This is a genomic window from Nocardia sp. CA-136227, assembly GCF_050955695.1.
GTDB lineage: Bacteria > Actinomycetota > Actinomycetes > Mycobacteriales > Mycobacteriaceae > Nocardia.
This window is the reverse complement of the sequence record NZ_CP192081.1, coordinates 6871481-6897218: the sequence shown is the minus strand read 5'-3', so window position 1 is coordinate 6897218 and position 25738 is coordinate 6871481. Positions and strand designations below refer to the sequence as shown.

The following is a 25738-nucleotide window of genomic DNA, read 5'->3' as shown; positions in this document are numbered from 1 at the left end:
CACCTACTGGGAGAACACCGCCGCCGACACCGTCACGGTGCCGATCGGTGTACCCGAGTGGAATGTCGAAGTCTACGTACTGGATTCGCATCTGCGACCGGCCGCCATCGGCGCCGCGGGTGAGCTCTATCTGGCGGGCCGCCAGCTGGCGCGCGGCTACAAGGGCCGCCCGGACCTGACCTCGGACCGCTTCGTCGCGAATCCGTTGTCGCTCACCGGCGAACGCATGTACCGCACCGGTGACCTGGTGCGCTGGAACCTCGTCGCGAGCGACAAATCGGGTACCGTCGGTGCGCTGGAGTACATCGGCCGCACCGACTTCCAGGTGAAGTTCCGCGGTCAGCGCATCGAGCTCGGCGAGATCGAGACCGACCTGCTGGCCCACCCGTCGGTCAGCCAGGCCGCCGTGCTGGTGATGGACACCGCCACCGGTCAGCAGCTGGTCGCCTACGTAGTGCCGGTTCCGGGCCAGAGCATCGACCCGGCCGAGCTGACCCGCTTCGCCGCCGAGAAGCTGCCGACCTACATGGTCCCAGCCTCGATCATGGTGCTGGAGGCGTTCCCGCTCAACACCTCCGGCAAGCTGGACCGCAAGGGCCTGCCGGAGCCGGTGTTCAGCGCCGACGCCGCCGGATACCGCGCCCCGCGCACCGCCGCCGAGGAGATCGTGGCGGGCGTGTTCGCCGACGTGCTCGGTCACGACCGGGTCGGCGTGGACGACAACTTCTTCGATCTGGGCGGCAACTCGCTGGTCGCCACCCAGGTGGTGGCCCGCATCTCGGCCGCGTTCAGCACCCGCCTGGGTGTGCGCGCGCTGTTCGAGACCCCGACCGTGGCCGGGCTGGCCGCGCGCGTGGAAGCCGCTGGGCCCGCGGATGTCTCGCGGGCGCCGCTGGTGGCGCGGGAGCGTCCGGAGCGGGTGCCGCTGTCGCTGGCGCAGCAGCGCATGTGGTTCCTCAACCAGTTCGACCCGAACGTCCCGACCTACAACCTGCCGTTCGTGGTGCGGTTGCGCGGACAGGTCGACATCGAGGCGCTGCAGCTGGCGCTGACCGACGTGGTGGCGCGCCAGGAGTCGCTGCGCACCATCTTCCCGGAGTCCGGGGACGGCGGCTTCCAGCAGGTGCTGCCCATGGACGAGGTGGATCTCGGCATCGAGGTGCACGACCTCGCCGAGGCCGAATTGCGCTCCGCGCTGGCGCAGTTCGCGTCCGCGGGCTTCGACGTCTCCACTCAGCTGCCGATCCGGGTACGCGTGTACCGGGTCGCCGCCGGGGCCGAGACCGGCCGTCATGCCGTCGCCGACGACAACGAAGTGGATCTCGCGGTCGCGTTCGTGGTGCACCACATCGCGGCCGACGGTTTCTCGTTCGGTCCGCTCTCGCGCGACATGACCGCCGCCTACCTGGCCCGGGTCGCCGGTCAGGAGCCCGCGTGGGCGCCGCTGCCGGTGCAGTACCAGGACTTCAGCCTGTGGCAGCGAGAGGTGCTCGGCTCGGAATCCGACGCCGACTCCATGGCCGCGCGCCAGAACGACTACTGGCGCACGGCCCTGGCCGGGCTGCCGGATCAGCTGGACCTGCCCGCGGATCGCCCGCGGCCGCCGGTGCAGAGCTTCCACGGCTCCCGCGTCACCTTCGAGATCCCGGCCGAGCTGCACGTCCGGCTCGCGGGATTGGCTCGCGCCCAGGGCGTCTCGCTGTTCATGGTCATGCACAGCGCGCTGGCCGTGCTGCTGGCCCGCCTGTCGGGCACCAGCGACATCGCCATCGGCACCCCGGTCGCCGGTCGCGGTGAGCAGGCGCTCGACGACCTGATCGGCATGTTCGTCAACACCCTGGTGCTGCGCTCGGAAGTGGATGGGGCGGAACGCTTCACCGATTTCCTGGCCCGCACCCGGGAGACCGACCTGGCGGCCTTCGCCAATACCGATGTCCCGTTCGAGCGACTGGTCGAGGTGCTCAACCCGACCCGTTCGCAGGCCCGGCACCCGCTGTTCCAGGTCATGCTGTCATTCCAGGAGATGTCGCACGGCTCCATGGAGCTGCCCGGCCTCACCGTCTCCGCGGACGAGCTCGAGGTCGACATCGCCAAGTTCGACCTGCAGTGGACCCTGACCGAGCAGCGCGGCCTGGGCGGCGAGCCCGCCGGGCTGTCGGTGATCCTGTCCTACGCCACCGACCTGTTCGACGCGTCGACCGTCGCCGAGTTCGGGCAGCGCTACCTGCGCGTGCTCGAGACCGCCGTGGCCGCCCCGGACACCGTGGTCCGCGACATCGACGTCCTCGACGCCGGTGAGCGCGAGACCGTCCTGCACGCCTGGAACCACACCGCCCGCGAACTGCGCGGCGCGGCAACCGTTCTGGATTTGTTCGAGCAGCAGGTCCGGATCCGCCCGGACGCCACCGCCCTGATCTTCGATCCGGGCGAGCGCAGCGGCAGCATGTTCGGCCCCGCCGAGGAGCTGACCTACGCCGAGTTCTCGGCCCGGGTGAACCGCCTGGCGCGCAAGCTCGTCGACACCGGCGTCGGTCCGGAGTCCCTGGTGGCGGTGGGCATCCGCCGCTCGGTGGACATGCTGATCGCCATCTACGCCACCCTCACCGCGGGTGGCGGCTACGTGCCGATCGATCCGGACCACCCGGCCGAGCGCACCGACTACGTGCTGCGCACCGCCGAGCCGGTGGTGCTGCTCACCACCGTCGACGACGCCGTGGAATCCTCGGATTGCCCGGTGCTGCAACTGGATTCGCTGGACCTCGACGAGTACGGCGACGCCCCGGTCACCGACGCGGACCGGCTCGCGCCGCTGCGGCCGGACAATGCCGCCTACGTGCTGTTCACCTCCGGCTCGACCGGCCGCCCCAAGGGCGTGGCCATCCCGCACGCCGCGGTGCTCAACCAGATCGCCTGGATCACCGCCGAATACGGCATCGACGACACCGATGTGATCCTGCAGAAGACGCCGGTCACCTTCGACGTGTCGGTATGGGAGCTGTTCGGTTCGCTGGCGGTCGGCGCGCAGCAGGTCATCGCCGCGCCGGACGGCCACCGCGACCCGATGTACCTCTCGGAGGTCATCGGACGCCACCGGGTCACCATGACCTCGTTCGTGCCGTCCATGCTGAGCGTGTTCGCCTCCACGGCCTCGGCGTCCGAATGCCTGTCCCTGCGTGCGGTGCTGGTCGCCGGTGAGGCGCTGCCGCCGGCCACCGTGACCGCGTTCCGCCGCTTCTCCACCGCGGCCGTGCACAACCTGTACGGCCCGACCGAGTTCACCGTGCACGCCACCGCCGCCGCCATCGACGCGCCGGTGGTCACCTCGGTGCCGATCGGCCGCCCGGTGTGGAACGCGCAGACCTACGTGCTCGACGAGGGCCTGCGCCCGGTGCCCGCGGGCGTCCCGGGTGAGCTGTACCTCGGCGGTGTGCAGGTGGCGCGTGGCTACTTCGGCCGTCCGGACCTTTCGGCCGAGCGTTTCGTCGCCAACCCCTACGGCGAGCCGGGTTCGCGGCTCTACCGCACCGGTGACCTGGTGCGCTGGAACCAGAACGACCCGGGCGTCATCGACTACATCGGCCGCACCGACTTCCAGGTGAAGTTCCGCGGTCAGCGCATCGAGCTCGGCGAGATCGAGACCGCGCTGCTGGACCACCCCAAGGTGCAGCAGGCCGTGGTGCTGGTCATCGACACCGTGGCCGGCGATCAACTGGTCGCCTACATCGTGGCCGGCGGCCCGGTGGACCTGGACGGGGTCAAGACCTCGTTGCAGCGCACCCTGCCCGCGTACATGGTGCCGGGCTCGATCATGGTGCTGGACGCGTTCCCGCTGAACGCCTCCGGCAAGCTGGATCGCAAGGCACTGCCGACGCCGCGGTTCGAGGTGCGCGAATTCCGCGCTCCGACAACGCCGATCGAGGAGATCATCGCCCAGATCTTCGGCGAGGTGCTGGGCATCGTCCGCGTCGGCGTCGACGACGACTTCTTCGAGCTGGGTGGCAACTCGCTGATCGCGACCCAGGTGGCGACCCGCCTGGGCACCGCCCTCGACACCCGCGTGCCGGTGCGCATGCTGTTCGAGGCGGCCACTGTGGAGGCCCTCGCGGCCCGGGTGGAATCGCATGTCGGCGACGGCGGCCGCAAGGCGCTGGTCGCTCGCGAGCGGCCGAACGAGGTTCCGCTTTCGCTTGCGCAGCAGCGCATGTGGTTCCTCAACCGCTTCGACACCGCCTCGGCGGTCAACAACATCCCCGTCGCCATCCGGCTCTCCGGTGAGCTGGACATCGCGGCGCTGCAGGTCGCGGTCATCGACGTCATCGACCGCCACGAGTCGCTGCGCACGGTCTTCCCGGAGACCGCGCACGGCCCGGTGCAGCGGGTGCTGGACGCCGCGCAGATCGTGCCGGACCTGACCCCGGTACCGGTCACCGAGTCCAACCTGATCGACCACCTGGTCGAGCTGGCCACCATGGCCTTCGACGTCACCGGCGAAGTGCCTTTGCACGCGGCGCTTTTCGAGATCAGCGACACCGAGTACATCCTCGGCATGGTGGTCCACCACATCAGCGCCGACGGCTGGTCCATGGGCCCGCTGGCCCGCGACGTGATGGTGGCCTACGCGGCCCGCACCTCGTGGGAGGCCCCGGCCTGGGCGGAACTGCCGGTGCAGTACGCCGATTACGCGCTCTGGCAGCGCGAGGTGCTCGGCTCCGAGGACGATCCGGACGCGCTGATCTCCAAGCAGATCCGCTACTGGACCGAGGCCCTGGCCGACCTGCCCGACGAACTGGTGCTGCCCTCCGACCGGCAGCGTCCGGCCGTGGCCAGCTACCAGGGCGGCACCTACCCGTTCGCCATCTCCGCCGAAACCCAGCAGGCGCTGGTGGATCTGGGCCGCCGGCACAACGCCTCGCTGTTCATGGTCATGCACTCGGCGCTGGCGGTGCTGCTGGCCCGCCTGTCGGGCACCTCCGACATCGCGATCGGCACCCCGGTGCACGGCCGCGGTGAGGCCGCGCTCGACGACCTGATCGGCATGTTCGTCAACACCCTGGTGCTGCGCACCGAGGTGGACGGCTCGGAGACCTTCGCCGACCTGCTGGCCCGGTCCCGCGACACCGACCTGCACGCCTTCGCGCACGCGGACGTGCCGTTCGAGCGCCTGGTCGAGGTCATCAACCCGGCCCGTTCGCAGGCCCGCCACCCGCTGTTCCAGGTCATGCTGACCTTCCAGAACACCCGGCAGGCCAGCCTGGAACTGCCCGGCCTCTCGGTCAACGGCATCGACTACGACGCCCGCCTGGCCAAGTTCGACCTGCAGCTGACCCTGCAGGAGGCGCAGGACGACCACGGCGAGCACGCCGGCATGTCGGCCGAGATCTCCTACGCGCTGGACCTGTTCGACGAGCCCACCATCGAGGCGTTCGCGCGGCGACTGGATCTGATCCTGGCCGCTGTCATCGAGCACCCGGATCGCCCGCTCGGCGATATCGACGTGCTGGTCACCGGCGAGCGCGACCAGGTGCTTGACGGCTGGAACGACACCGCGTTCAACCTGGCCTCGGTGCTGCCCGCGCTGCCCGAAGGCGAGGCGGCGACGCTGGTCTCGCTGTTCGAAGCCCAGGCTCTGACCAGCCCTGATGCGCCTGCCGTGGAATTCGAGGGGACAGTTCTGTCCTACGCCGAGTTCGCGGCGCGGGTGCACAAGCTGGCCCGCAAGCTCATCGCGCAGGGCGTCACCGCGGAATCGCCGGTGGCCCTGGCGATCCGGCGTTCGCTGGATCTGGTCGTGGCCATGTACGCCGTGCTGGAGGCCGGTGGCGCGTACGTGCCGCTGGACCCGGACCAGCCGATGGAGCGCATCGACTACGTGCTCGACACCGCGCGCCCGGTCGCCATCCTGACCACCGGCCGCGACGACTTCGTGACCGGCCGCAATGTGCCGGTGCTGGAAGTCGACACCCTGAACCTGGACGCCTACTCCGACGCTCCGATCACGGATGCCGAACGGGGACAGGCGATCCGGTCCGAGCACACCGCCTACGTGATCTTCACGTCCGGTTCGACCGGCCGCCCCAAGGGCGTGGCCGTCGAGCACGGCGCGATCGTGAACCGCCTGCTGTGGATGCAGCACGAGTACCCGATCGACGCCACCGACGCGGTGCTGCAGAAGACCCCGGCCACCTTCGACGTGTCGGTGTGGGAGTTCTTCTGGCCCTTGCAGACCGGTGCGCGCCTGGTGGTCGCCAAGCCGGACGGCCACCGCGACCCGGTCTATCTGGCCCAGGTCATCGCGGAAACCGGCATCACCACGGCGCACTTCGTGCCGTCGATGCTGTCGGTCTTCGTCGCCACCCTCGGCACCGACAGCGGCGATGCCGCCGCCACCGCACCGCGGCTGCGGCAGGTGTTCGCCTCCGGTGAGGCGCTGCCCGCGCCGACCGCGCAGAAGCTGCGCGAGCTGACCGGTGCGCGTCTGCACAACCTGTACGGCCCGACCGAGGCGGCCGTCGACGTCACCTACCACGAGGTCGTGGACGCCGACACCGTCTTCGTGCCGATCGGCCGCCCGGTGTGGAACACCGAGACCTACGTCCTCGACGCCCGCCTGCACCCGGTCGCGCCGGGTGTCGCGGGTGAGCTCTACCTCGCGGGTGATCAGCTCGCGCGGGGTTACCTGGGCCGCCCGGACCTGTCCGCGGACCGTTTCGTGGCCAACCCGTTCGTCTCCGGCGACCGGATGTACCGCACCGGCGACCTGGTCTCCTGGACCGCCGCCGGGGAACTGAACTACCTGGGCCGCACCGACTTCCAGGTGAAGCTGCGCGGTCTGCGCATCGAGCTGGGCGAGATCGAGGCGGCGCTGCTGGCGCAGCCGACCATCGCCCAGTCCGTCGTGGTGGTCCGCACCGACGCGCACGCGGGCGACCAGCTGGTGGGTTACGTGGTCCGCGAGCCTCACGCCGTGGTCGACGTCGACGGCGTGAAGGCCGCGCTGAGCGCCTCGCTGCCCGCCTACATGGTTCCGGCCGCGCTCGTGGTGCTGGACGCCTTCCCGGTCAACGCCTCCGGCAAGCTGGACCGCAAGGCCCTGCCCGCGCCGGTGTTCGAGGCCAAGCGTTTCCGCGCCCCCTCGACCCCGATCGAGGAGATCATCGCGCAGATCTTCGCCGACCTGCTCGGCGCCGAGCGCGTCGGCGTGGACGACGACTTCTTCGAGCTGGGCGGCAACTCGCTGGTCGCCACCCAGGTGGTGGCTCGCCTGGCGGCCGCGCTGAACGCCGAGATCGGCGTGCGTGTGCTGTTCGAGGCCCCGACCGTGGCCGCGCTGGCCGCGCGGGTGGAGTCGCACGCGGGAACCGGTGTGCGTCAGGCGCTCACGGTCCGCACCCGTCCCGAGTACCCGCCGCTGTCGCTCGCGCAGCAGCGCATGTGGTTCCTCAACCGGTTCGATCCCGAATCGGCCGCGAACAACATCCCGGCGGCCGTACGGCTCACCGGCGCACTGGATCTCGACGCCATGCGCGGCGCGATCGCCGACGTGATGGCGCGCCACGAGTCGCTGCGCACCCTGTACCCGTCGCACGAGGGCGTCGCCTACCAGAAGGTGCTGCCCACCGGCCGCGCCATTCCGGAGCTGGACGTACTGGACGTGACCGAGGGCGAGTTGTTCGCCGCGGTCTACGATTTCGCCGCGCGCGGCTTCGACGTCACCACCGAGACCGCGGTGCGCCTGCGCGCCTACCGCCTCGCGGCCGACGAGCACGTGCTGGTCCTGGTGGCCCACCACATCGCCGCCGACGGCTTCTCCATGACGCCGCTGGTCCGCGACCTGATGACCGCCTACATCGCGCGCAGTCAGGGCGAGACCCCGGGCTGGACCGAATTGCCGGTGCAGTACGCGGATTACGCGCTGTGGCAGCGCGAGACCCTGGGTTCGGAAGAGGACCCGCGCTCGCTCATCACCGAGCAGCTCGACTACTGGCGCGACACCCTGTCCGGCCTGCCGGACGAGCTGCGCCTGTCCACCACGCCGCGCCCGGCCGTCGCCTCCTACGACGCGGGCACCCACCGGTTCCAGGTGCCGGGCGAGCTCATCGCCGGGCTGAACCGGGTGGCGCAGGCCCATGGCACGACCCGGTTCATGGTGGTGCACAGCGCCTTCGCCGCGCTGCTGGCCCGCCTGAGCGGCACCGACGACATCGCGGTCGGCATTCCGGTCGCGGGCCGTGGCGAGCAGGCGCTCGACGACCTGGTCGGCATGTTCGTCAACACCCTGGTGCTGCGCGCCCCGGTGGACACCGGCGCGAGCTTCACCGACCTGCTGAAGACCGTGCGCGAGCGCGATCTGCAGGCCTTCGCCCACGCGGACGTGCCGTTCGAGCGCCTGGTCGAGGTGCTCAACCCGGCCCGCTCGCAGGCGCGGCACCCGCTGTTCCAGGTCATGCTGTCGTTCCAGAACCTGGGGCGTGCCTCGCTGGAGCTACCGGGCCTGAGCGTGGCCGAGCTGGCCATCGATCAGCAGTCGGCCAAGTTCGATCTGCAGATGACCCTGAGCGAGGTCGTCGACGGCGACTCCGCCATGGACGCCGAGCTCGTCTACGCCACAGACCTTTTCGACGCGCAGTACGCGGGTGTGTTCGCGCAGCGCTTCGTCGCCGTGCTCACCGCCGTGGCCACGGACCCGGCCCAGCTGGTCGGCGATGTCGAGCTGCTGACCGAGACCGAGCGCCGTCAGCTGCTGGTCGGCTGGAACGAGACCGCGTTCGAGCTGGACACCGCGCTGCCGGAGATCGACGAGGGCGCGGCGGCGACGCTGGTGTCGCTGTTCGAGGCGCAGGTCGCGCTGACCCCGGACGCGACGGCTGTCACGTTCGAGGGGACAAGTCTGTCCTATGCCGAGTTCGCGGCCCGCGTGCGCAAGCTGGCGCGCTGGCTGATCGCCGAGGGCGTCGGACCCGAATCCTTCGTCGCGCTGGGCATGCGCCGCTCCATCGACCTGGTCGCGGGCATGTACGCCGTGGCCGTCGCCGGTGGCGCGTACGTGCCGCTGGACCCGGATCACCCGGCCGAGCGCACCCAGTACATCCTCGAGACCGCGCAGCCGGTCTGCGTGCTCACTTCGGGCGACGACCTGGAAGGCGTTGAGGCGCGCCAGGTTCGGATCGACGAGCTGGATCTGTCGGCCTTCGACGACAGCCCGGTCACCGATGCCGAGCGCCGCTCGCCGCTGCGCCCGGGCAATACCGCCTACGTGATCTTCACGTCCGGTTCCACCGGCCGCCCCAAGGGTGTGGCCGTGAGCCACGCGGCCATCGTCAACCGCCTGGTGTGGATGCACGCCCAGTACGGGCTGGCCGCCTACGACGTGGTGCTGCAGAAGACCCCGGCCACGTTCGACGTGTCGGTGTGGGAGTTCTTCTGGCCCTTGCAGGTCGGCGCGCGCCTGGTGGTCGCCAAGCCCGACGGCCACCGCGACCCGGCGTACCTGGCCGAGATCATCGTCCGCGAGGGCGTCACGGTCACCCACTTCGTGCCGTCCATGCTCGCGGTGTTCGTGGCCGAGCCGGCCGCGTCCGACTGCGTCAGCCTGACCAATGTCTTCGCCTCCGGTGAGGGCCTGCCCGCGCCGACCGCGCAGAAGCTGCGGCAGCTGACCGGCGCCCGTCTGCACAACCTGTACGGCCCCACCGAGGCCGCGGTCGACGTGACCTTCCACGAGGTCGTCGACGCCGACATCACCTCGGTGCCGATCGGCGCGCCGGTCTTCAACACCCAGGTGTACGTGCTGGATTCGCGCCTGAACCCGGTTCCGGTGGGTGTCGCGGGTGAGCTCTATCTCGCGGGTGACCAGCTGGCCACCGGCTACGTGGCCCGCCCCGACCTGACCGCGGATCGCTTCGTGGCCAACCCGTTCGGCGACGGCGCGCGCATGTACCGCACCGGTGACCTCGTCACCTGGACCGGTCACGGCGAGCTGGAGTACCTGGGCCGCACCGACTTCCAGGTGAAGCTGCGCGGTCTGCGCATCGAGCTCGGCGAGATCGAATCCGCGCTCACCGCGCTGCCCGCCGTCGCGCAGTCCGTGGTCGTGGTCCGCCACGACGAGCGCACCGGCGATCAGCTGGTCGCCTACCTGATCGCCGCCGACGGCAACCTCGACGTCGACGCCGTGAAGGACGTGCTGTCCGAACAGCTTCCGGCCTACATGGTCCCGGCCGCCTTCATGGTGCTGGACGCCTTCCCGCTCAACGCCTCCGGCAAGCTGGACCGCAAGCAGCTGCCCGCGCCGACCTTCGCCGCCAAGACCTTCCGCGCCCCGGCCACCCCGGTGCAGCAGACGGTCGCCGGAACCATCGCCGACGTGCTCGGCCTGGAGCGGGTCGGCCTGGACGACGACTTCTTCGAGCTGGGCGGCAACTCGCTGATCGCCACCCAGGTGATCGCGCGCCTGTCCGCGGCGCTGGACGCCGACATCCCGCTGCGCGCGCTGTTCGAGGCCTCCACCGTGGCCTCGCTGGCGGCACAGCTGGAATCGCGCGTCGGCACCGGCGCGCGCGCCGCCCTGGTCGCGCAGGAGCGTCCGGAGCTGGTGCCGCTGTCGCTGGCGCAGCAGCGCATGTGGTTCCTGAACCGCTTCGACAACCGCACCGCGGTCAACAACATCCCGGTGGCGCTGAAGCTCACCGGCGCGATCGATCCGGCCGCCTTCACCGCCGCCCTGGGCGATGTGCTGGCCCGGCACGAGTCGCTGCGCACCGTCTACCCCGAGATCGAGGGCGACGGCTTCCAGCGCGTCCTGCCGCTGTCCGAGATCGACTTCGAGGTGCGGACCGAGTCCGTCACCGCGGCCGACCTGACCGCGCGCATCACCCAGCTGGCGAGCGTCTTCTTCGACGTCACCCGCGAACTGCCGTTCCGTGCCACGGTGCTCAGCCTCAGCGAGACCGAGCACGTGGTCGTGCTGGTGCTGCACCACATCAGCGCGGACGGCGCGTCGCTGCGCCCGCTGCTGCGTGACGTGGTGGCCGCCTACCTGTCCCGCGCGACCGGCGAGGCCCCGGCCTGGTCGCCGCTGCCGGTGCAGTACGCCGACTACACGCTGTGGCAGCGCGAGATCCTGGGCGCGGAGACCGATCCCGAGTCGATCGCCGCCCAGCAGATCGGCTACTGGACCACCCAGCTGGCCGACCTGCCCGAGCAGCTGGAGCTGCCCGCCGACCGGCCGCGGCCCGAGGTCGCCACCAATGCCGGTGGCGTGCACGACTTCTCGATCGACGCCGACCTGCACCGCGCCCTCACCGGCGTGGCCCGCGAACACGACGTCACCCTGTTCATGCTGGTCCACGCGGCGCTCGCGGCCTGGTCCGCACGCCTGTCGCGGTCCACCGACATCGCCATCGGCACCCCGATCGCGGGTCGCGGTGAACGCGCCCTCGACGACGTGGTCGGCATGTTCGTCAACACCCTGGTGCTGCGCAGCGAGGTGCGGCCGGACGCGGCCTTCCGCGATCTGCTCGCCCAGGTGCGCCGCACCGACCTGGCCGCCTTCGCGCACGCCGACGTGCCGTTCGAGCGGCTGGTGGACGTGCTCAGCCCGGTCCGGTCGCAGGCGCACCACCCGCTGTTCCAGGTGGCGCTGACCTTCGAGGCCGCGAGCGCCAAGGACGCGGCCGCCGTCGAGCTGCCCGACCTGGCCCTCGAGGTCGTCGAATTCGATCCGGGCACCGCCAAGTTCGACGTGCAGCTCACGGTGAGCGAGCGCGCCGACGGGTCGCTGGGCCTGTCCTGGAACTACGCCACCGATCTGTTCGACGCCGAGACCGTCATCTCCTTCGCCGAGCGCCTGGTCCGCATCCTGCGCGCCGTCGCCGAGGAACCGTCGGCCCTGATCGGCGACATCGACCTGCTGGGCGAGGGCGAACGCCACGACGTCGCCGAGTACTGGGTCTCCGCGGGCGAGGACATCGTCGAGCTGGCCGAGACCGCGCGCGCGGCGGTCGCCGAGGCCGAACTCGCCGTCGCCGAGGGCATCTCGGGCATCGCGCCCGAGGCCGCCGCGCTGGCCGCGCTGGGCGGGGCCGCCGAGCGCCTGTCCAACCCCCTCGAAGCGCTGGCGAGCCCGTTCGCCGCGTCCGAGGCCACCATCTCGGGCCTGTTCGACCTGGCCGTGGCCGCTCACCCGGAGCGGGTCGCGGTGCGGTTCGGCGACGAGGAGCTCACCTACTTCGAGCTGGATCGCCGCGCGAACGTGCTGGCGCGCAGGCTGATCGGGGAGGGCGCGGGTCCGGAGTCGCTGGTCGCGGTGCTGCTGCCGCGTTCCGCGGACCTGGTCGTGGCGCTGCTGGCCGTGATCAAGACCGGTGCGGGTTACGTGCCGATCGATCCGTCCTACCCGGCCGACCGCATCGCCTTCGTGCTCTCGGACGCGAAGCCCACCAGCGTGATCACCGACTCGACCGTGCAGGTCGAGCTCCCGGCCGAGCTGAACACCGTTCTCCTGGACGGCTTCTCGCTGGAGGCCGGGAACATCGTGGACGCGGCCGACGGCCCCGTCACCGATGCCGACCGCCGTGCGGCGCTGCACCCGGACCACGTCGCCTACGTCATCTACACCTCCGGTTCGACCGGCCGCCCCAAGGGCGTCGCGGTCGCGCACCGCAATGTGGTGCGCCTGATGGCGAACACCGATCGCGAGTTCGGCTTCGGACCCGACGACGTGTGGACCCTGTTCCACTCCTACGCCTTCGACTTCTCGGTGTGGGAGCTGTGGGGCCCGCTGCTCTACGGCGGCAAGCTCGTCGTCGTCGACTACTACGTGTCGCGCTCCCCGGAGCAGTTCCTGGAACTGCTGCGCCGCGAGCAGGTCACCGTCCTCAACCAGACGCCGTCGGCGTTCTACCAGCTGGCCGAGGCCGACCGCATCGCGGCCACCGCCGGCGACCAGCAGGACCTGGCCCTGCGCTACGTCGTCTTCGGCGGTGAGGCGCTGGAGCTGCGCCGCCTGTCGGATTGGGTTGCCCGCCACGGGGATTCCACCCCGTACCTGGTGAACATGTACGGCATCACCGAGACCACGGTCCACGTGTCCGTGCGGGTGCTCGACGCCGACACCATCGCCGCCGCCACCGGTTCGGTGGTCGGCCGGGCCATCGCCGGTCTGCGCGTGTACGTCCTCGACGACCGCCTGCACCCGGTGCCGGTCGGCGTCGCGGGTGAGATGTACGTCGCCGGTGCGCAATTGGCGCGCGGCTACCTGGGCCGCCCGGACCTGTCCGCGGCCCGCTTCGTGGCCAGCCCCTTCGGTGCGCCGGGCACCCGCCTGTACCGCTCCGGTGACGTGGCCCGCTGGAACCGCTTCGGCGAGCTCGAATACCTGGGCCGCGCCGACGACCAGGTCAAGGTCCGCGGTTTCCGCATCGAGCTCGGTGAGATCGAGTCCGCGGTGCTGGCGCAGGCCGGGGTCGCGCAGACCGCGGTCATCGTGCGCGAGGACCAGCCGGGTGATCAGCGCATCGTCGCCTATGTGGTGCCGCAGGACGGTGTCGCGCCCGCCGTGGACGCCGTCCGCGACGGCGCGGCCGAGCTGCTGCCCGCCTACATGGTCCCGTCGGCCGTCGTGGTGCTGGACCGGATCCCGCTGACCGTCAACGGCAAGCTGGACCGTCGCGCCCTCCCGGCCCCGGCCGCGCAGGCGCGTGCCTTCCGCGCACCGGAGACCCCGACCCAGGAGACGGTCGCCGCCGTCTTCGCCGAGGTGCTCGGCCTGGAGCGGGTCGGCCTGGACGACGACTTCTTCGACCTGGGCGGCAACTCGCTCATCGCCACCCGTGTCGTGTCGCGCGTCGGCGCGGCCCTGGACACCACGGTCGCGGTGCGCACCCTGTTCGAGGCCACCACGGTCGAGGCCCTCGCGGCCCGCATCGAATCGCACGCCGACGGCGCCTCGCGCGCCAAGCTGACCGCTCGCGGCCGGATTCCGGGTGAGCTGGTGCCGCTGTCGTTCGCGCAGCAGCGCATGTGGTTCCTCAACCAGTACGACACCCATTCGGCGGCCTACAACCTGCCGCTGGCGATTCGCCTCACCGGTGAACTCGACACCGCCGCACTGGAACTCGCGGTCGCCGACGTGGTCCGCCGCCACGAGTCGCTGCGCACCAAGTACCCCGAGCACGGCGGCACCCCCATGCAGGTGGTCGTCCCGGCCGAGGAGATCGCCCTCGATCTGCGGCCGGTCACGGTCGCGGCGGCCGAGCTCACCGCCACGGTGACCGCGTTCGCGACGCTGGGCTTCAATGTGGCCGAACAAGTTCCGCTGCGCGCCCGCCTGTTCCGCGCGGGCGGTGAGACTCAGTCCATTGACGGCACCGCCGTCGCCACCGAGCACGTGCTCGTGGTGGTCGTGCACCACATCGCCGGCGACGGTTTCTCCATGTCCCCGCTGGCCCGCGACGTCATGGTCGCCTACACCGCGCGCACCCAGGGCGCGGTGCCCGGCTGGGCCCCGCTGGCCGTGCAGTACGCCGACTTCGCGCTGTGGCAGCGCGAAGTGCTGGGCTCGGAAGAGGATTCGTCCTCGATCATGGCCCGCCAGGTCGCCTACTGGCAGCGCGTGCTCGGCGGCGTGCCGGACGAGCTGGCCCTGCCCACCGACCGCCCGCGCCCGGCCATCGCCTCGCACCGCGGCGCGACCCTGCAGCGGACGCTGTCGCCCGAGCTGATCGCGGCGCTGGAAGACGTTGCCCGCCAGCGCGGTTCGTCACTGTTCATGGTCATGCACAGCGCCCTCGCGGTGCTGCTGGCCCACCTGTCCGGCGGCGACGACATCGCGGTCGGCACCCCGGTCGCCGGTCGCGGTGAGGCCGCGCTCGACGACCTGGTCGGCATGTTCGTCAACACGCTGGTGCTGCGCACCGGCATCGAGCCCGGCGAGTCGTTCACCGACCTGCTGGATCGCGTCCGGCACACCGACCTCGACGCCTTCGGCAATGCCGACGTGCCGTTCGAGCGGCTGGTGGAACTGCTCGCGCCCGAGCGCTCGCAGGCCCGCAACCCGCTGTTCCAGGTCATGCTGGCCTTCCAGAACCTGGACCGCACCAGCATCGAGCTGCCGGGTCTGACGGTCTCCACGCTGGACCTCGACGAGAACATCTCGCGCTTCGACCTGCAGTTCACGTTGTCGGAGCAGGACTCCGGCATGGCTCTGGCCCTGACCTACGCCACCGATCTGTTCGACGCGGCCACCGCGGCCGGGTTCGCGCAGCGCTGGGTGCGGGTGCTCGAGGCCGTCGCCGCGAACCCGGAGATCGGTGTCGGCGCGATCGACATCCTGGACTCCGGCGAGCGCGCCGATCTGGTGGCCCGGTTCGGCCTGCCCGCCGTTCCGGCGCGCACCCTGCCCGAGCTGATCGCCGACGCCGTCGCCATCGATCCCGCCGCGCCCGCGGTGGTGTTCGAGGGCAGGAGTCTGTCCTACGGCGAGCTGGATTCCCGCTCGAACCGCTTGGCGCGCTTGCTCATCGAGCGCGGCATCGGCACCGAGGATCTGGTCGCCGTCGCCGTGCCGCGTTCGGACGAGTCCTACTTCGCCGAATGGGCGGTGTCCAAGACCGGTGCGGCGTTCGTGCCGGTGGACCCGAGCTACCCGGCCGACCGCATCGCCCACATGGTCACCGACTCCGGTTCGCCGGTCGGCCTGACCGTGGCGTCGGTACGCGCGGACATGCCGGACTCGGTCGAGTGGCTGGTGCTGGACGACCTGGATCTGAACGCGTTCGCGGACACCGCGATCGACGCCGCCGAGCGGGTGCGCCCGCTGCGCCCGGAGCACCCGGCCTACGTCATCTACACCTCCGGCTCCACCGGTGTGCCGAAGGGCGTCGTGGTCAGCCACGCCGGTCTGGCCAACTTCACCGTCGAGCAGGCCGAGCGGTACGCGCTCGACTCCTCCTCGCGCGCACTGCATTTCGCGTCGCCCTCGTTCGACGCGTCGATGCTGGAATTCCTGCTGGCCATCGGCAAGGGCGGCACCCTGGTGGTCGTCCCGCCGGGCACCTACGGCGGCGAGGAGCTCGCCGAGCTGATCCGCCGCGAGCGGGCCACCCACGCGTTCATCACCCCGGCCGCGCTGTCCACCTTCGGACCGGCGGGCCTGGACTCGCTGCGCGTGCTGGTCGCCGGTGGTGAAGCCGTTCCGGCCGATCTGGTGGAGAAGTGGGCGGTGCCCATTGGAGAGGGGACGCTGCCGGACGGCACGATTCGTGCGTTCCACAACGGCTACGGTCCGACCGAGACCACGATCATGACCAACATCAGCGACGCGCTGGTGCCGGGCGATCTGGTCACCATCGGTGGTCCGATCCGGGGCATGCAGTCGCTGATCCTCGACAACCGCCTGCGCCCGGTGCCGGTGGGCGTCGCGGGTGAGCTGTACCTGTCGGGCATCCAGCTGGCGCGCGGCTACCACGCGCGGCCGGGCCTGACCGCCGACCGTTTCGTCGCCAACCCGTACGTGGACGGCGAGCGCATGTACCGCACCGGTGACGTGGTCCGCTGGACCCCGGACGGCCTGGTCGAGTACGTCGGCCGCTCCGACTTCCAGGTCAAGGTGCGCGGTTTCCGTATCGAGCTCGGTGAGATCGACGCGGCGCTGGCCTCGCACGAGACGGTCGACTTCGCGGTCACCGTGGGCCACAAGAACGCCGCGGGCGCGACCTCGCTGGTGTCGTACGTGGTTGCCACGCCGGGGCATTCGATCGATGTGGCGGCCGTGACCGCGCACGTCGAGCAGCGTCTGCCCGCGTACATGGTGCCGTCCTCGGTGATGATCATCGACCGGGTGCCGCTGACCCCGGTCGGCAAGCTGGACCGCCGGGCGCTGCCCGAGCCGGTCTTCGCCACCGAGGTGGTCTTCCGGGCCGCGCGCAACACCCTCGAGCAGACCATCGCCGAGGTGTTCGCCGAGGTGCTGGGCCTGGAGCGGGTCGGCATCGACGACTCGTTCTTCGCGCTCGGCGGCGACTCCATCGTCTCCATCCAGCTGGTGTCGCGGGCCAAGGCGCGCGGCGTGGTGTTCTCACCGCGCGATGTGTTCGAGCAGCGCACCGTGTCCGGCCTGGCCGCCATCGCGACGGTATCCGTGGACGGCCAGGGCGATTCGGCCCCGCAGCTGACCGAGCTGCCCGGCGGCGGCGTGGGTGTCATGCCGCTGACGCCGGTGGTCCGCTTCATGGCGGGCCGGCCGGGCGAGTTCGGCCGCTTCAACCAGACCATGGCCCTGGAGCTCCCGAACGGCATCGACCGCGCGGGCATCGCCGCCACCGTCGGCGCGGTCATCGACCGCCACGACATGCTGCGGGCGCGCCTGCGCCGGGTGCCGGACGCGGACTGGATCGTCGAGACCGCCGCGCCCGGAACCATCGACGCGGATTCGCTGATCGACCGCACCGAGTTCGACGCCGCCGTCACCGACGAGCGGCTGTTCGAGATCGCCGCGGCCGCACTGGATGCCACGCTCGACAAGCTGGATCCGGCTGCGGGCCAGGTCATCCGGTTCGTATGGCTGGAGCCCTCGGACGACAGCCGCGCCGGACGCCTGATCGTCGCCGGTCACCACCTGGTGGTCGACGGCGTCACCTGGCGAATCCTGGTGCCGGACTTCGTCGCCGCCTGGGGCCAGCTGTCCGCCGGGCAGACCCCCGAACTGGTCGCCCCCGCCACCAGCATGCGCACCTGGGCGCACGCCCTCGAGCGGGAGGCCGCCACCGAGGAGCGCGTCGCCGAGCTCGCGTTCTGGCGCGACGTCGTCGAGAGCCCGGACCCGCTGCTCACCGAGCGCGCCATGGACCCGGCCGTCGACGTCACCGCGACCATCGTCAAGCACCGCGTCGAGCTGTCGGCCGAGGCCACCCGCTCGCTGCTGACCACCGTGCCCGCCCTGTTCCACGGCGGCGTGAACGACGGTCTGCTGACCGCGCTCGCCTTGGCGGTGGCCAAGTTCCGCGCCGGCAAGGGCCTGGGGGAGAAGTCCGCCCTCGTCCGCCTGGAAGGCCACGGCCGCGAGGAAGAGGTCGTGCCCGGCGCCGACCTGTCCCGCACGGTCGGCTGGTTCACCGCAATCTTCCCGGTGCGCTTCGACCTGTCCGGCATCGACGTGGACGCCGCCCTCACCGGCGGCGCGGCCATGGGCCGGGCCATCAAGACGGTCAAGGAGCAGCTGCTCGCGGTGCCCGACAAGGGCATCGGTTACGGCCTGCTGCGGTACATGAACTCCGACACCGCCGCCCAGCTGCCCAAGCAGCTGCCGGGCCAGGTCAGCTTCAACTACCTGGGCCGGGTCAACGAGGGCGACGTGCCCGAGGCGCTGCGCGGCTTCGGCTGGATCCCGGCGGCCGACCTGGCCGACCTGGCGGGCTCCTACGACGCCGACATGCCCGCCATGGCCCCGATCGACATCAATGCCATCGTCGCGGGCGACAAGCTGACCGCGCAGATCGGTTACCCGAGCACGCTGATCTCCGCCACCGAGATCGCCGAGTTCGCCGCCCTGTGGATGACCGCGCTCGAAGCCGTTGCCGCGCACGCCGATTCGGCCAAGGGCGGGCACACCCCGTCCGACTTCGGCCTGGTCCGCGTCACCCAGCGCGACATCGACGGCTGGGAGAAGCGCTACGGCTCCCTGCACCAGGTGTGGCCGCTGTCGGCGCTGCAGGCCGGTCTGCTCTTCCACGCGCAGCTCGCCGCCACCTCCGTGGACGTGTACACCGCGCAGGCGGTGCTCACCCTCGAGGGCCGCGTCGACGCCGACCGACTGCGGGCGGCCGCGCAGGCCCTGCTCGACCGTCACGAGATCTTGCGCACCGCCTACGTCAACGACGCCTCGGGCGTTCCCGTGCAGGTCGTCATCGACGGTGTGAAGGTGGCGTGGACCAACCACGACCTCACCGATATCGCCGACGCGGACGCTCGCGCCGCGCGGGCCGCGGAGATCCTGGCCGCCGACCGGGTCGAGCGATTCGACCTGACCGCGCCGCCGCTCATCCGCTACACCCTGGTGCGGACCGACACGCACAGCTACCAGCTGGCCGTGGCCAACCACCACATCCTGCTCGACGGCTGGTCCATGCCGCTGCTCATGCAGGACCTGCTGGTGCTCTACGCCACGCACTCCGACACCGCGGTGCTGCCGCCGGTGCGGTCCTACCGCTACTTCCTGGAATGGGTTGCGCAGCAGGATCGTTCGGCGTCGCTGGCGGCCTGGCAGAAGTCGCTGCTCGGGGTCTCCGAGCCGACCCTGCTCACCCGTCCCGACACCGGCCGCGAGATCACCGCGCTGTCCGGCGAGTACTTCTTCGACCTGGACGAGGCCGCGACCGCACGCCTGACCGGGCTGGCCGCCGAACTCGGCGTCACCCCGAACACCGTGCTCCAGGTCGCCTGGGGCATCCTGCTCGGCCGCCTCACCGGCCGCGAGGACGTGCTGTTCGGCACCACCGTGTCCGGTCGCCCGGCCCAGCTCTCGGGCGTCGAGTCCATGGTGGGTCTGTTCATCAACACCGTGCCGGTGCGGGTCGCCTTCGACCCGGCCGAGGCGGCGAGCACGCTGCTCACCCGTACCCAGGGCGAGCAGGCCGACCTGCTCGACCACCACTACGTGGGCCTGGCCGACATCCAGTCGGCCGCGGGCATCGGCGGACTCTTCGACACCCTCGTGGTGTTCGAGTCCTATCCGGTCGACGCCGAAGGCATCCGGTCCCAGGCCGCCGACATCGACGGCATGGCCGTCACCGGCCTGGACGCCGCGGACGCCACCCACTACCCGCTCACCCTCATCGCCCAGCTCGACACCCGGCTGCGCATCCGCGCGGGCTACCTGCGCGACCTGTTCGACGAGGCCACCGTCGAGCGCATCGCGGACCGCCTGATCCGGGTCCTCACCGCGATCACCACCGATCCCGCTGCCGCCGTGGGCGATATCGAGCTGGTCGACGCCGCCGAGCGCACCCAGGTCGTCGAGACCTGGAACGCGACCGCCTTCGACGTCGAGCCCGTGCTCACCGAGCACAAGGCCGAGAACGCCACCCTGGTCGCCATGTTCGAGGCGCAGGCCGAGCGGACTCCCGAAGCGACCGCCGTCGCGTTCGAGGGCACAGCTCTGTCCTACACCGAGTTCGGCGAGCGCGTGCACCGCCTGGCCCGCTGGCTCGTCGAGCGCGGCGTCGGCGCGGAATCGTTCGTGGCGCTGGGCATGCGGCGCTCGCTGGACCTGGTCGTCGGTATGTACGCCGTCGCCGTCACCGGCGCCGCCTACGTCCCGCTGGACCCGGACCACCCGGCCGAGCGCACCGAGTACATCCTCGAGACCGCCGACCCGGTGACCGTGCTGACCTCCGGTGAGGACCTCCCGGTCGACACCGCGCAGGTGCGCATCGACAAGCTGGACCTGTCGAGCTACTCGGCCGCGCCGCTGACCGACGCGGATCGTCGTGCGCCGCTGCGGGATTCGAACACCGCGTACGTGATCTTCACGTCGGGTTCGACCGGTCGCCCGAAGGGTGTGGCCGTGCCGCACTCGGCGATCGTGAACCGCCTGGTGTGGATGCAGGCCGAGTACGGTCTGACCACCGAGGACGTCGTCCTGCAGAAGACCCCGGCCACGTTCGACGTGTCGGTGTGGGAGTTCTTCTGGCCCTTGCAGATCGGCGCGAAGCTGGTCGTGGCCAAGCCCGAGGGCCACCGCGACCCGGCCTACCTCGCCGACCTCATCGCCCGCGAGGGCGTCACGGTCACCCACTTCGTGCCGTCCATGCTGGCGGTGTTCGTGGCGGAGGAGGCCGCCGCGCGGTGCACCAGCCTGCGCATGGTCTTCGCCTCCGGCGAGGCGCTGTCCCCGAAGCCGTCGCACAAGCTGCGCGAGCTCACCGGCGCGGCCCTGCACAACCTGTACGGCCCCACCGAGGCCGCGGTCGACGTCACCTACCACCAGGTCGTGGACGCCGACGTGGACTCGGTGCCGATCGGCCGTCCGGTGTTCAACACCCAGGTGTATGTGCTGGATTCGCGCCTGCGGCCGGTTCCGGTCGGCGTCGCGGGCGAGCTGTACCTCGCCGGTGACCAGCTGGCCCGCGGCTACGTGGCGCGGCCGGACCTGTCCTCGGATCGCTTCGTGGCCAACCCGTTCGGCACGTCGCAGCGCATGTACCGGACCGGTGACCTCGTCACCTGGACCGCGGACGGCGAGCTGGAGTACATCGGCCGCACCGACTTCCAGGTGAAGCTGCGCGGTCTGCGCATCGAGCTCGGCGAGATCGAATCCGCGCTCACCGCACTGGATTCCATCGCGCAGTCGGTGGTCGTGGTGCGCCACGACCCGCACGCCGGTGACCAGCTGGTCGGCTACGTCATCGCCGCGGCGGGCCGCAGCGTGGATGTGGAGGCCGTACGCGCCGAGATCGGCGAGAGCGTGCCGTCCTACATGGTGCCGTCGATCCTGATGGTGCTCGACGAGTTCCCGCTCAACGCCTCCGGCAAGCTGGACCGCAAGGCGCTGCCCGCGCCGGTGTTCGAGGCCGCGGTGTTCCGCGCCCCCGTCACCCCGGTCGAGCAGATCGTGGCCGGTGTGTTCGCCGAGATCCTCGGCCTGGAGCGGGTCGGCCTGGACGACGACTTCTTCGCCCTGGGCGGCAACTCGCTCATCGCCACCCAGGTGGCGGCGCGCCTGTCCGCCGCGCTGGACACCCAGCTCGGCGTGCGCGAGATCTTCGAGTCCTCGACGGTGGCCGCGCTGGCCGCCAAGGCCGAAACCCATTCCGGCTCCGGCACCCGCCTGGCGCTGGTCGCGCAGGAGCGGCCCGAGCGGCTGCCGCTGTCGCTGGCCCAGCAGCGCATGTGGTTCCTCAACCGGTTCGATCCCGAATCGGCCGTGGACAACATCCCGGCGGCCGTGCGGCTGTCCGGTCTGGTGGATCGCCAGGCCCTGCAGATCGCCGTCGCCGACGTACTGGCCCGGCACGAGTCGCTGCGCACCCGCTACCCCGAGATCGACGGCCACGCGTACCAGGAGATCGTCCCGACCAGCCAGGTCATCCCGGACCTGACCCCGGTCGAGGTCTCCGAAACCGCACTGCCGCAGGCGCTCTCGGAGCTGGTGCTGACCGGCTTCGACGTCACCGTGGACGTGCCGTTCCGGGCCCGCCTGTTCGAGGTCAGCCCCACCGAGCACGTGCTCGCGCTGGTGGTGCACCACATCTCGGCCGACGGTTTCTCCATGGGCCCGCTCACCCGGGACGTCATGACCGCCTACGGCGCGCGCGTCGAGGGCGGCGAACCCGGCTGGCAGGTGCTCGACGTCCAGTACGCCGACTACGCACTGTGGCAGCGCGAGGTGCTCGGTGACGAGCGCGACGCCGAATCGGTGATCTCGCAGCAGATCTCGTACTGGCGGGAGTCGCTGCGCGGCCTGCCCGACCAGCTGGAGCTGCCGTCCGACCGGCCGCGTCCGGCCGTGGCCTCGGGTCGCGGCGCCACCCACGTGTTCGACATCGACGCCGAAACCCACGGCGCGCTGGCCGAACTCGCCCGCACCCGCGGCACCACGCTGTTCATGGTCATGCACTCGGCGCTGGCCGTGCTGCTGTCTCGCCTGTCCGGCGAGTCCGACATCGCCATCGGCACCCCGGTCGCCGGTCGAGGCGAACGCGCCCTCGACGACCTCATCGGCATGTTCGTCAACACCCTGGTGCTGCGCACCGAGGTGGACGGCGGCGCCGGCTTCACCGAACTGCTGGACACGGTGCGCGGCACCGACATCCAGGCCTTCGGCCACGCCGATCTGCCGTTCGAGCGCCTGGTGGAGATCCTCAACCCGGCCCGCTCGCAGGCCCGGCACCCGCTGTTCCAGGTCATGCTGTCGTTCCAGAACACCGGCATCACCGAACTGGAACTGCCCGGCCTGACCGTCAGCGCCGTCGAACTGCCGATCGACACCGCCAAGTTCGACCTGCAACTGGTGCTCACCGAGAACGCCGCCGCCCCGCAGTCCGGCATCACCGCCGAACTCATCTACGCCACCGACCTGTTCGACGCGGCCACCATGGCGCGCTTCGCCGACCGGTTCGACCTGCTGCTGAAGGCCGTCGCGGCCAAGCCGGAGCGGGCCGTGGGCGATATCGACCTGCTGGTCGGCGGCGAGCGCACCCGCGTGCTGCGCGACTGGAACCGCACCACCGCCGACGTCGTGTCCGTGGTCGCGGAACTGACGTCGGGCACCCTCTCCGCCGAGGACACCGCCGCGGGCGAGATCGTGCGCAGCGCCTCCGGGGACGCGGGCGAGACGCTGGTCGCACTGTTCGAGGCCCAGGCCGAGCGGACCCCCGAAGCGGTCGCCGTCGCGTTCGAGGGGACAGCTCTGTCCTACGCCGAGTTCGCGGGCCGCGTGCACCAGCTGGCCCGCAAGCTCGTCGAGGCCGGCGTCGGCCCGGAGAGCATGGTGGCCTTGGGCATGCGCCGCTCGCTGGACCTGGTGGTCGCCATGTACGCGATCGTCGAGGCCGGCGGCGCGTACGTGCCGCTGGACCTGGACCAGCCCGCCGACCGCATCGACTACGTGCTCGAGACGGCCCGGCCGGTGTGCGTGCTCACCACCGAGCGCGACGGGTTCACCCACGCCACCGTGCCGACCCTCGCCGTGGACACCGCGGACCTGTCGGGTTACTCCGACGCCGCGCTGACCGACGCGGATCGCCGTGCGCCGCTGGATGCTTCGAACACCGCGTACGTGATCTTCACGTCCGGTTCGACCGGTCGCCCCAAGGGTGTGGCGGTGCCGCACTCGGCGATCGTGAACCGTCTGGTGTGGATGCAGGCCGCATACGGTCTGACCGCCGAAGACGTGGTGCTGCAGAAGACTCCGGCGACATTCGACGTGTCGGTGTGGGAGTTCTTCTGGCCCTTGCAGATCGGCGCGAAGCTGGTCGTGGCCAAGCCGGACGGGCACCGTGACCCGGTGTACCTGGCGGAAACCATCGCCCGCGAAGGCGTCACGACCGCGCACTTCGTGCCGTCGATGATGGCCGTGTTCGTGGCCGAGCCCGCCGCCGCGCGGTGCACCGGCCTGCGTCTGGTGTTCGCCTCCGGTGAGGCGCTGCCCGCGACCACCGCCCAGCAGCTGCGCCGGGTCACCGGCGCGGCCCTGCACAACCTGTACGGCCCCACCGAGGCCGCGGTCGACGTCACCTACCACCAGGTCGTCGACGCCGACACCGAGACCGTGCCGATCGGCCGTCCGGTGTTCAACACCCAGGTGTACGTGCTGGATTCGCGCCTGCACCCGGTCGCCCCGGGCATGGCGGGCGAGCTCTACCTGGCCGGTGTGCAGCTGGCGCGCGGCTACGTGGCCCGCCCCGACCTGTCGGCGGACCGCTTCGTCGCCAACCCCTTCACCCCGGGCAGGCGCATGTACCGCACCGGTGACCTCGTCACCTGGACCGCGGACGGCGAGCTGGAGTACATCGGCCGCACCGACTTCCAGGTGAAGCTGCGCGGTCTGCGCATCGAGCTCGGCGAGATCGAGGCCGCGCTCACCGCGCACGACTCGGTCACCCAGGCCGTGGTGGTGCTGCGCTCCGACGCTCGCACCGGCGACCAGCTGGTCGCCTACGTGGTCCCGGCCGACGCCGCGACCAGCGAGCCGATCGCGCTCGACGCCGACGCCATCGACGTGGAAGCCCTGCGCGCCCACCTCGGTGAGCAGCTGCCCTCCTACATGGTTCCGGCCGCCTTCGTGGCCCTGGGCGGGTTCCCGCTCAGCGCCAACGGCAAGCTGGACCGCCGTGCCCTGCCGGAGCCGGAGTTCGCCGCCCGCGAATTCCGCGCCGCCGCGACCCGGGCCGAGGAGATCGTGGCCGAGGTCTTCGCCGAGGTGCTCGGACTCGAGTCCCCGGTCGGCGCCGACGACGACTTCTTCGAACTCGGCGGCAACTCGCTGATCGCCACCCAGGTCGTCGCCCGCGTGGGCGCGGCCCTCGACACCCGGATCCCCGTCCGCGCCCTGTTCGACGCCCCGACCGTGGCCGCCCTCGCGGCCCGGGTCGAGGCGCAGGCGGGCACCGGCAGCCGCCGCGCCCTGGTGGCGCAGGCTCGCCCGGACGAGATCCCGCTGTCGCTGGCCCAGCAGCGCATGTGGTTCCTCAACCGCTTCGACACCGCCTCGGCCGTCAACAACATCCCGCTCGCGGTGCGCCTGACCGGCGACCTCGACACGGATGCGCTGCTGGCCGCCGTCGGCGACGTGCTCGAGCGCCACGAGGTGCTGCGCACGGTCTACCCGGAGAACGCCGAAGGCCGTGGCGTGCAGGTGATCCTGCCCGCCGACCAGGTCCGCCTGGACGCCGCCGTGATCGACGTGGCCGAGGCCGACCTGCGCGAGCGGATCGCCGAACTGGTGCTCACCGGCTTCGACGTCACCGCCGCCGCGCCGGTGCGTGCCGGGCTGTTCCGGGTCTCGGATGCCATGGTGTCCATTGACGGCACCGCCGTCGTGCCCACGCACGTCCTGGTTTTCGTGGTCCACCACATCTCCGGTGACGGCTGGTCGGTGCGCCCGCTGGCCCGCGACGTCATGCTCGCCTACGCCGCGCGCGCCCATGGCGAAGCGCCGCAGTGGGCTCCGCTGCCCGTCCAGTACGCCGACTTCGCGCTCTGGCAGCGCGAGACCCTCGGCTCCGAGGACGACGCCGACTCG

General features: G+C 71.1%; 1 protein-coding gene (only partly in view). It reads left to right on the top strand.

This entire window lies inside a single protein-coding gene on the top strand: locus ACQP06_RS31950, encoding a non-ribosomal peptide synthase/polyketide synthase. The 44088-nt coding sequence extends 2336 nt beyond the window's left edge and 16014 nt beyond its right edge, so the window shows coding positions 2337-28074, spanning codon 779 (partial) through codon 9358 (complete); the first codon wholly inside the window starts at position 2. Both codon boundaries (start and stop) fall beyond the window edges.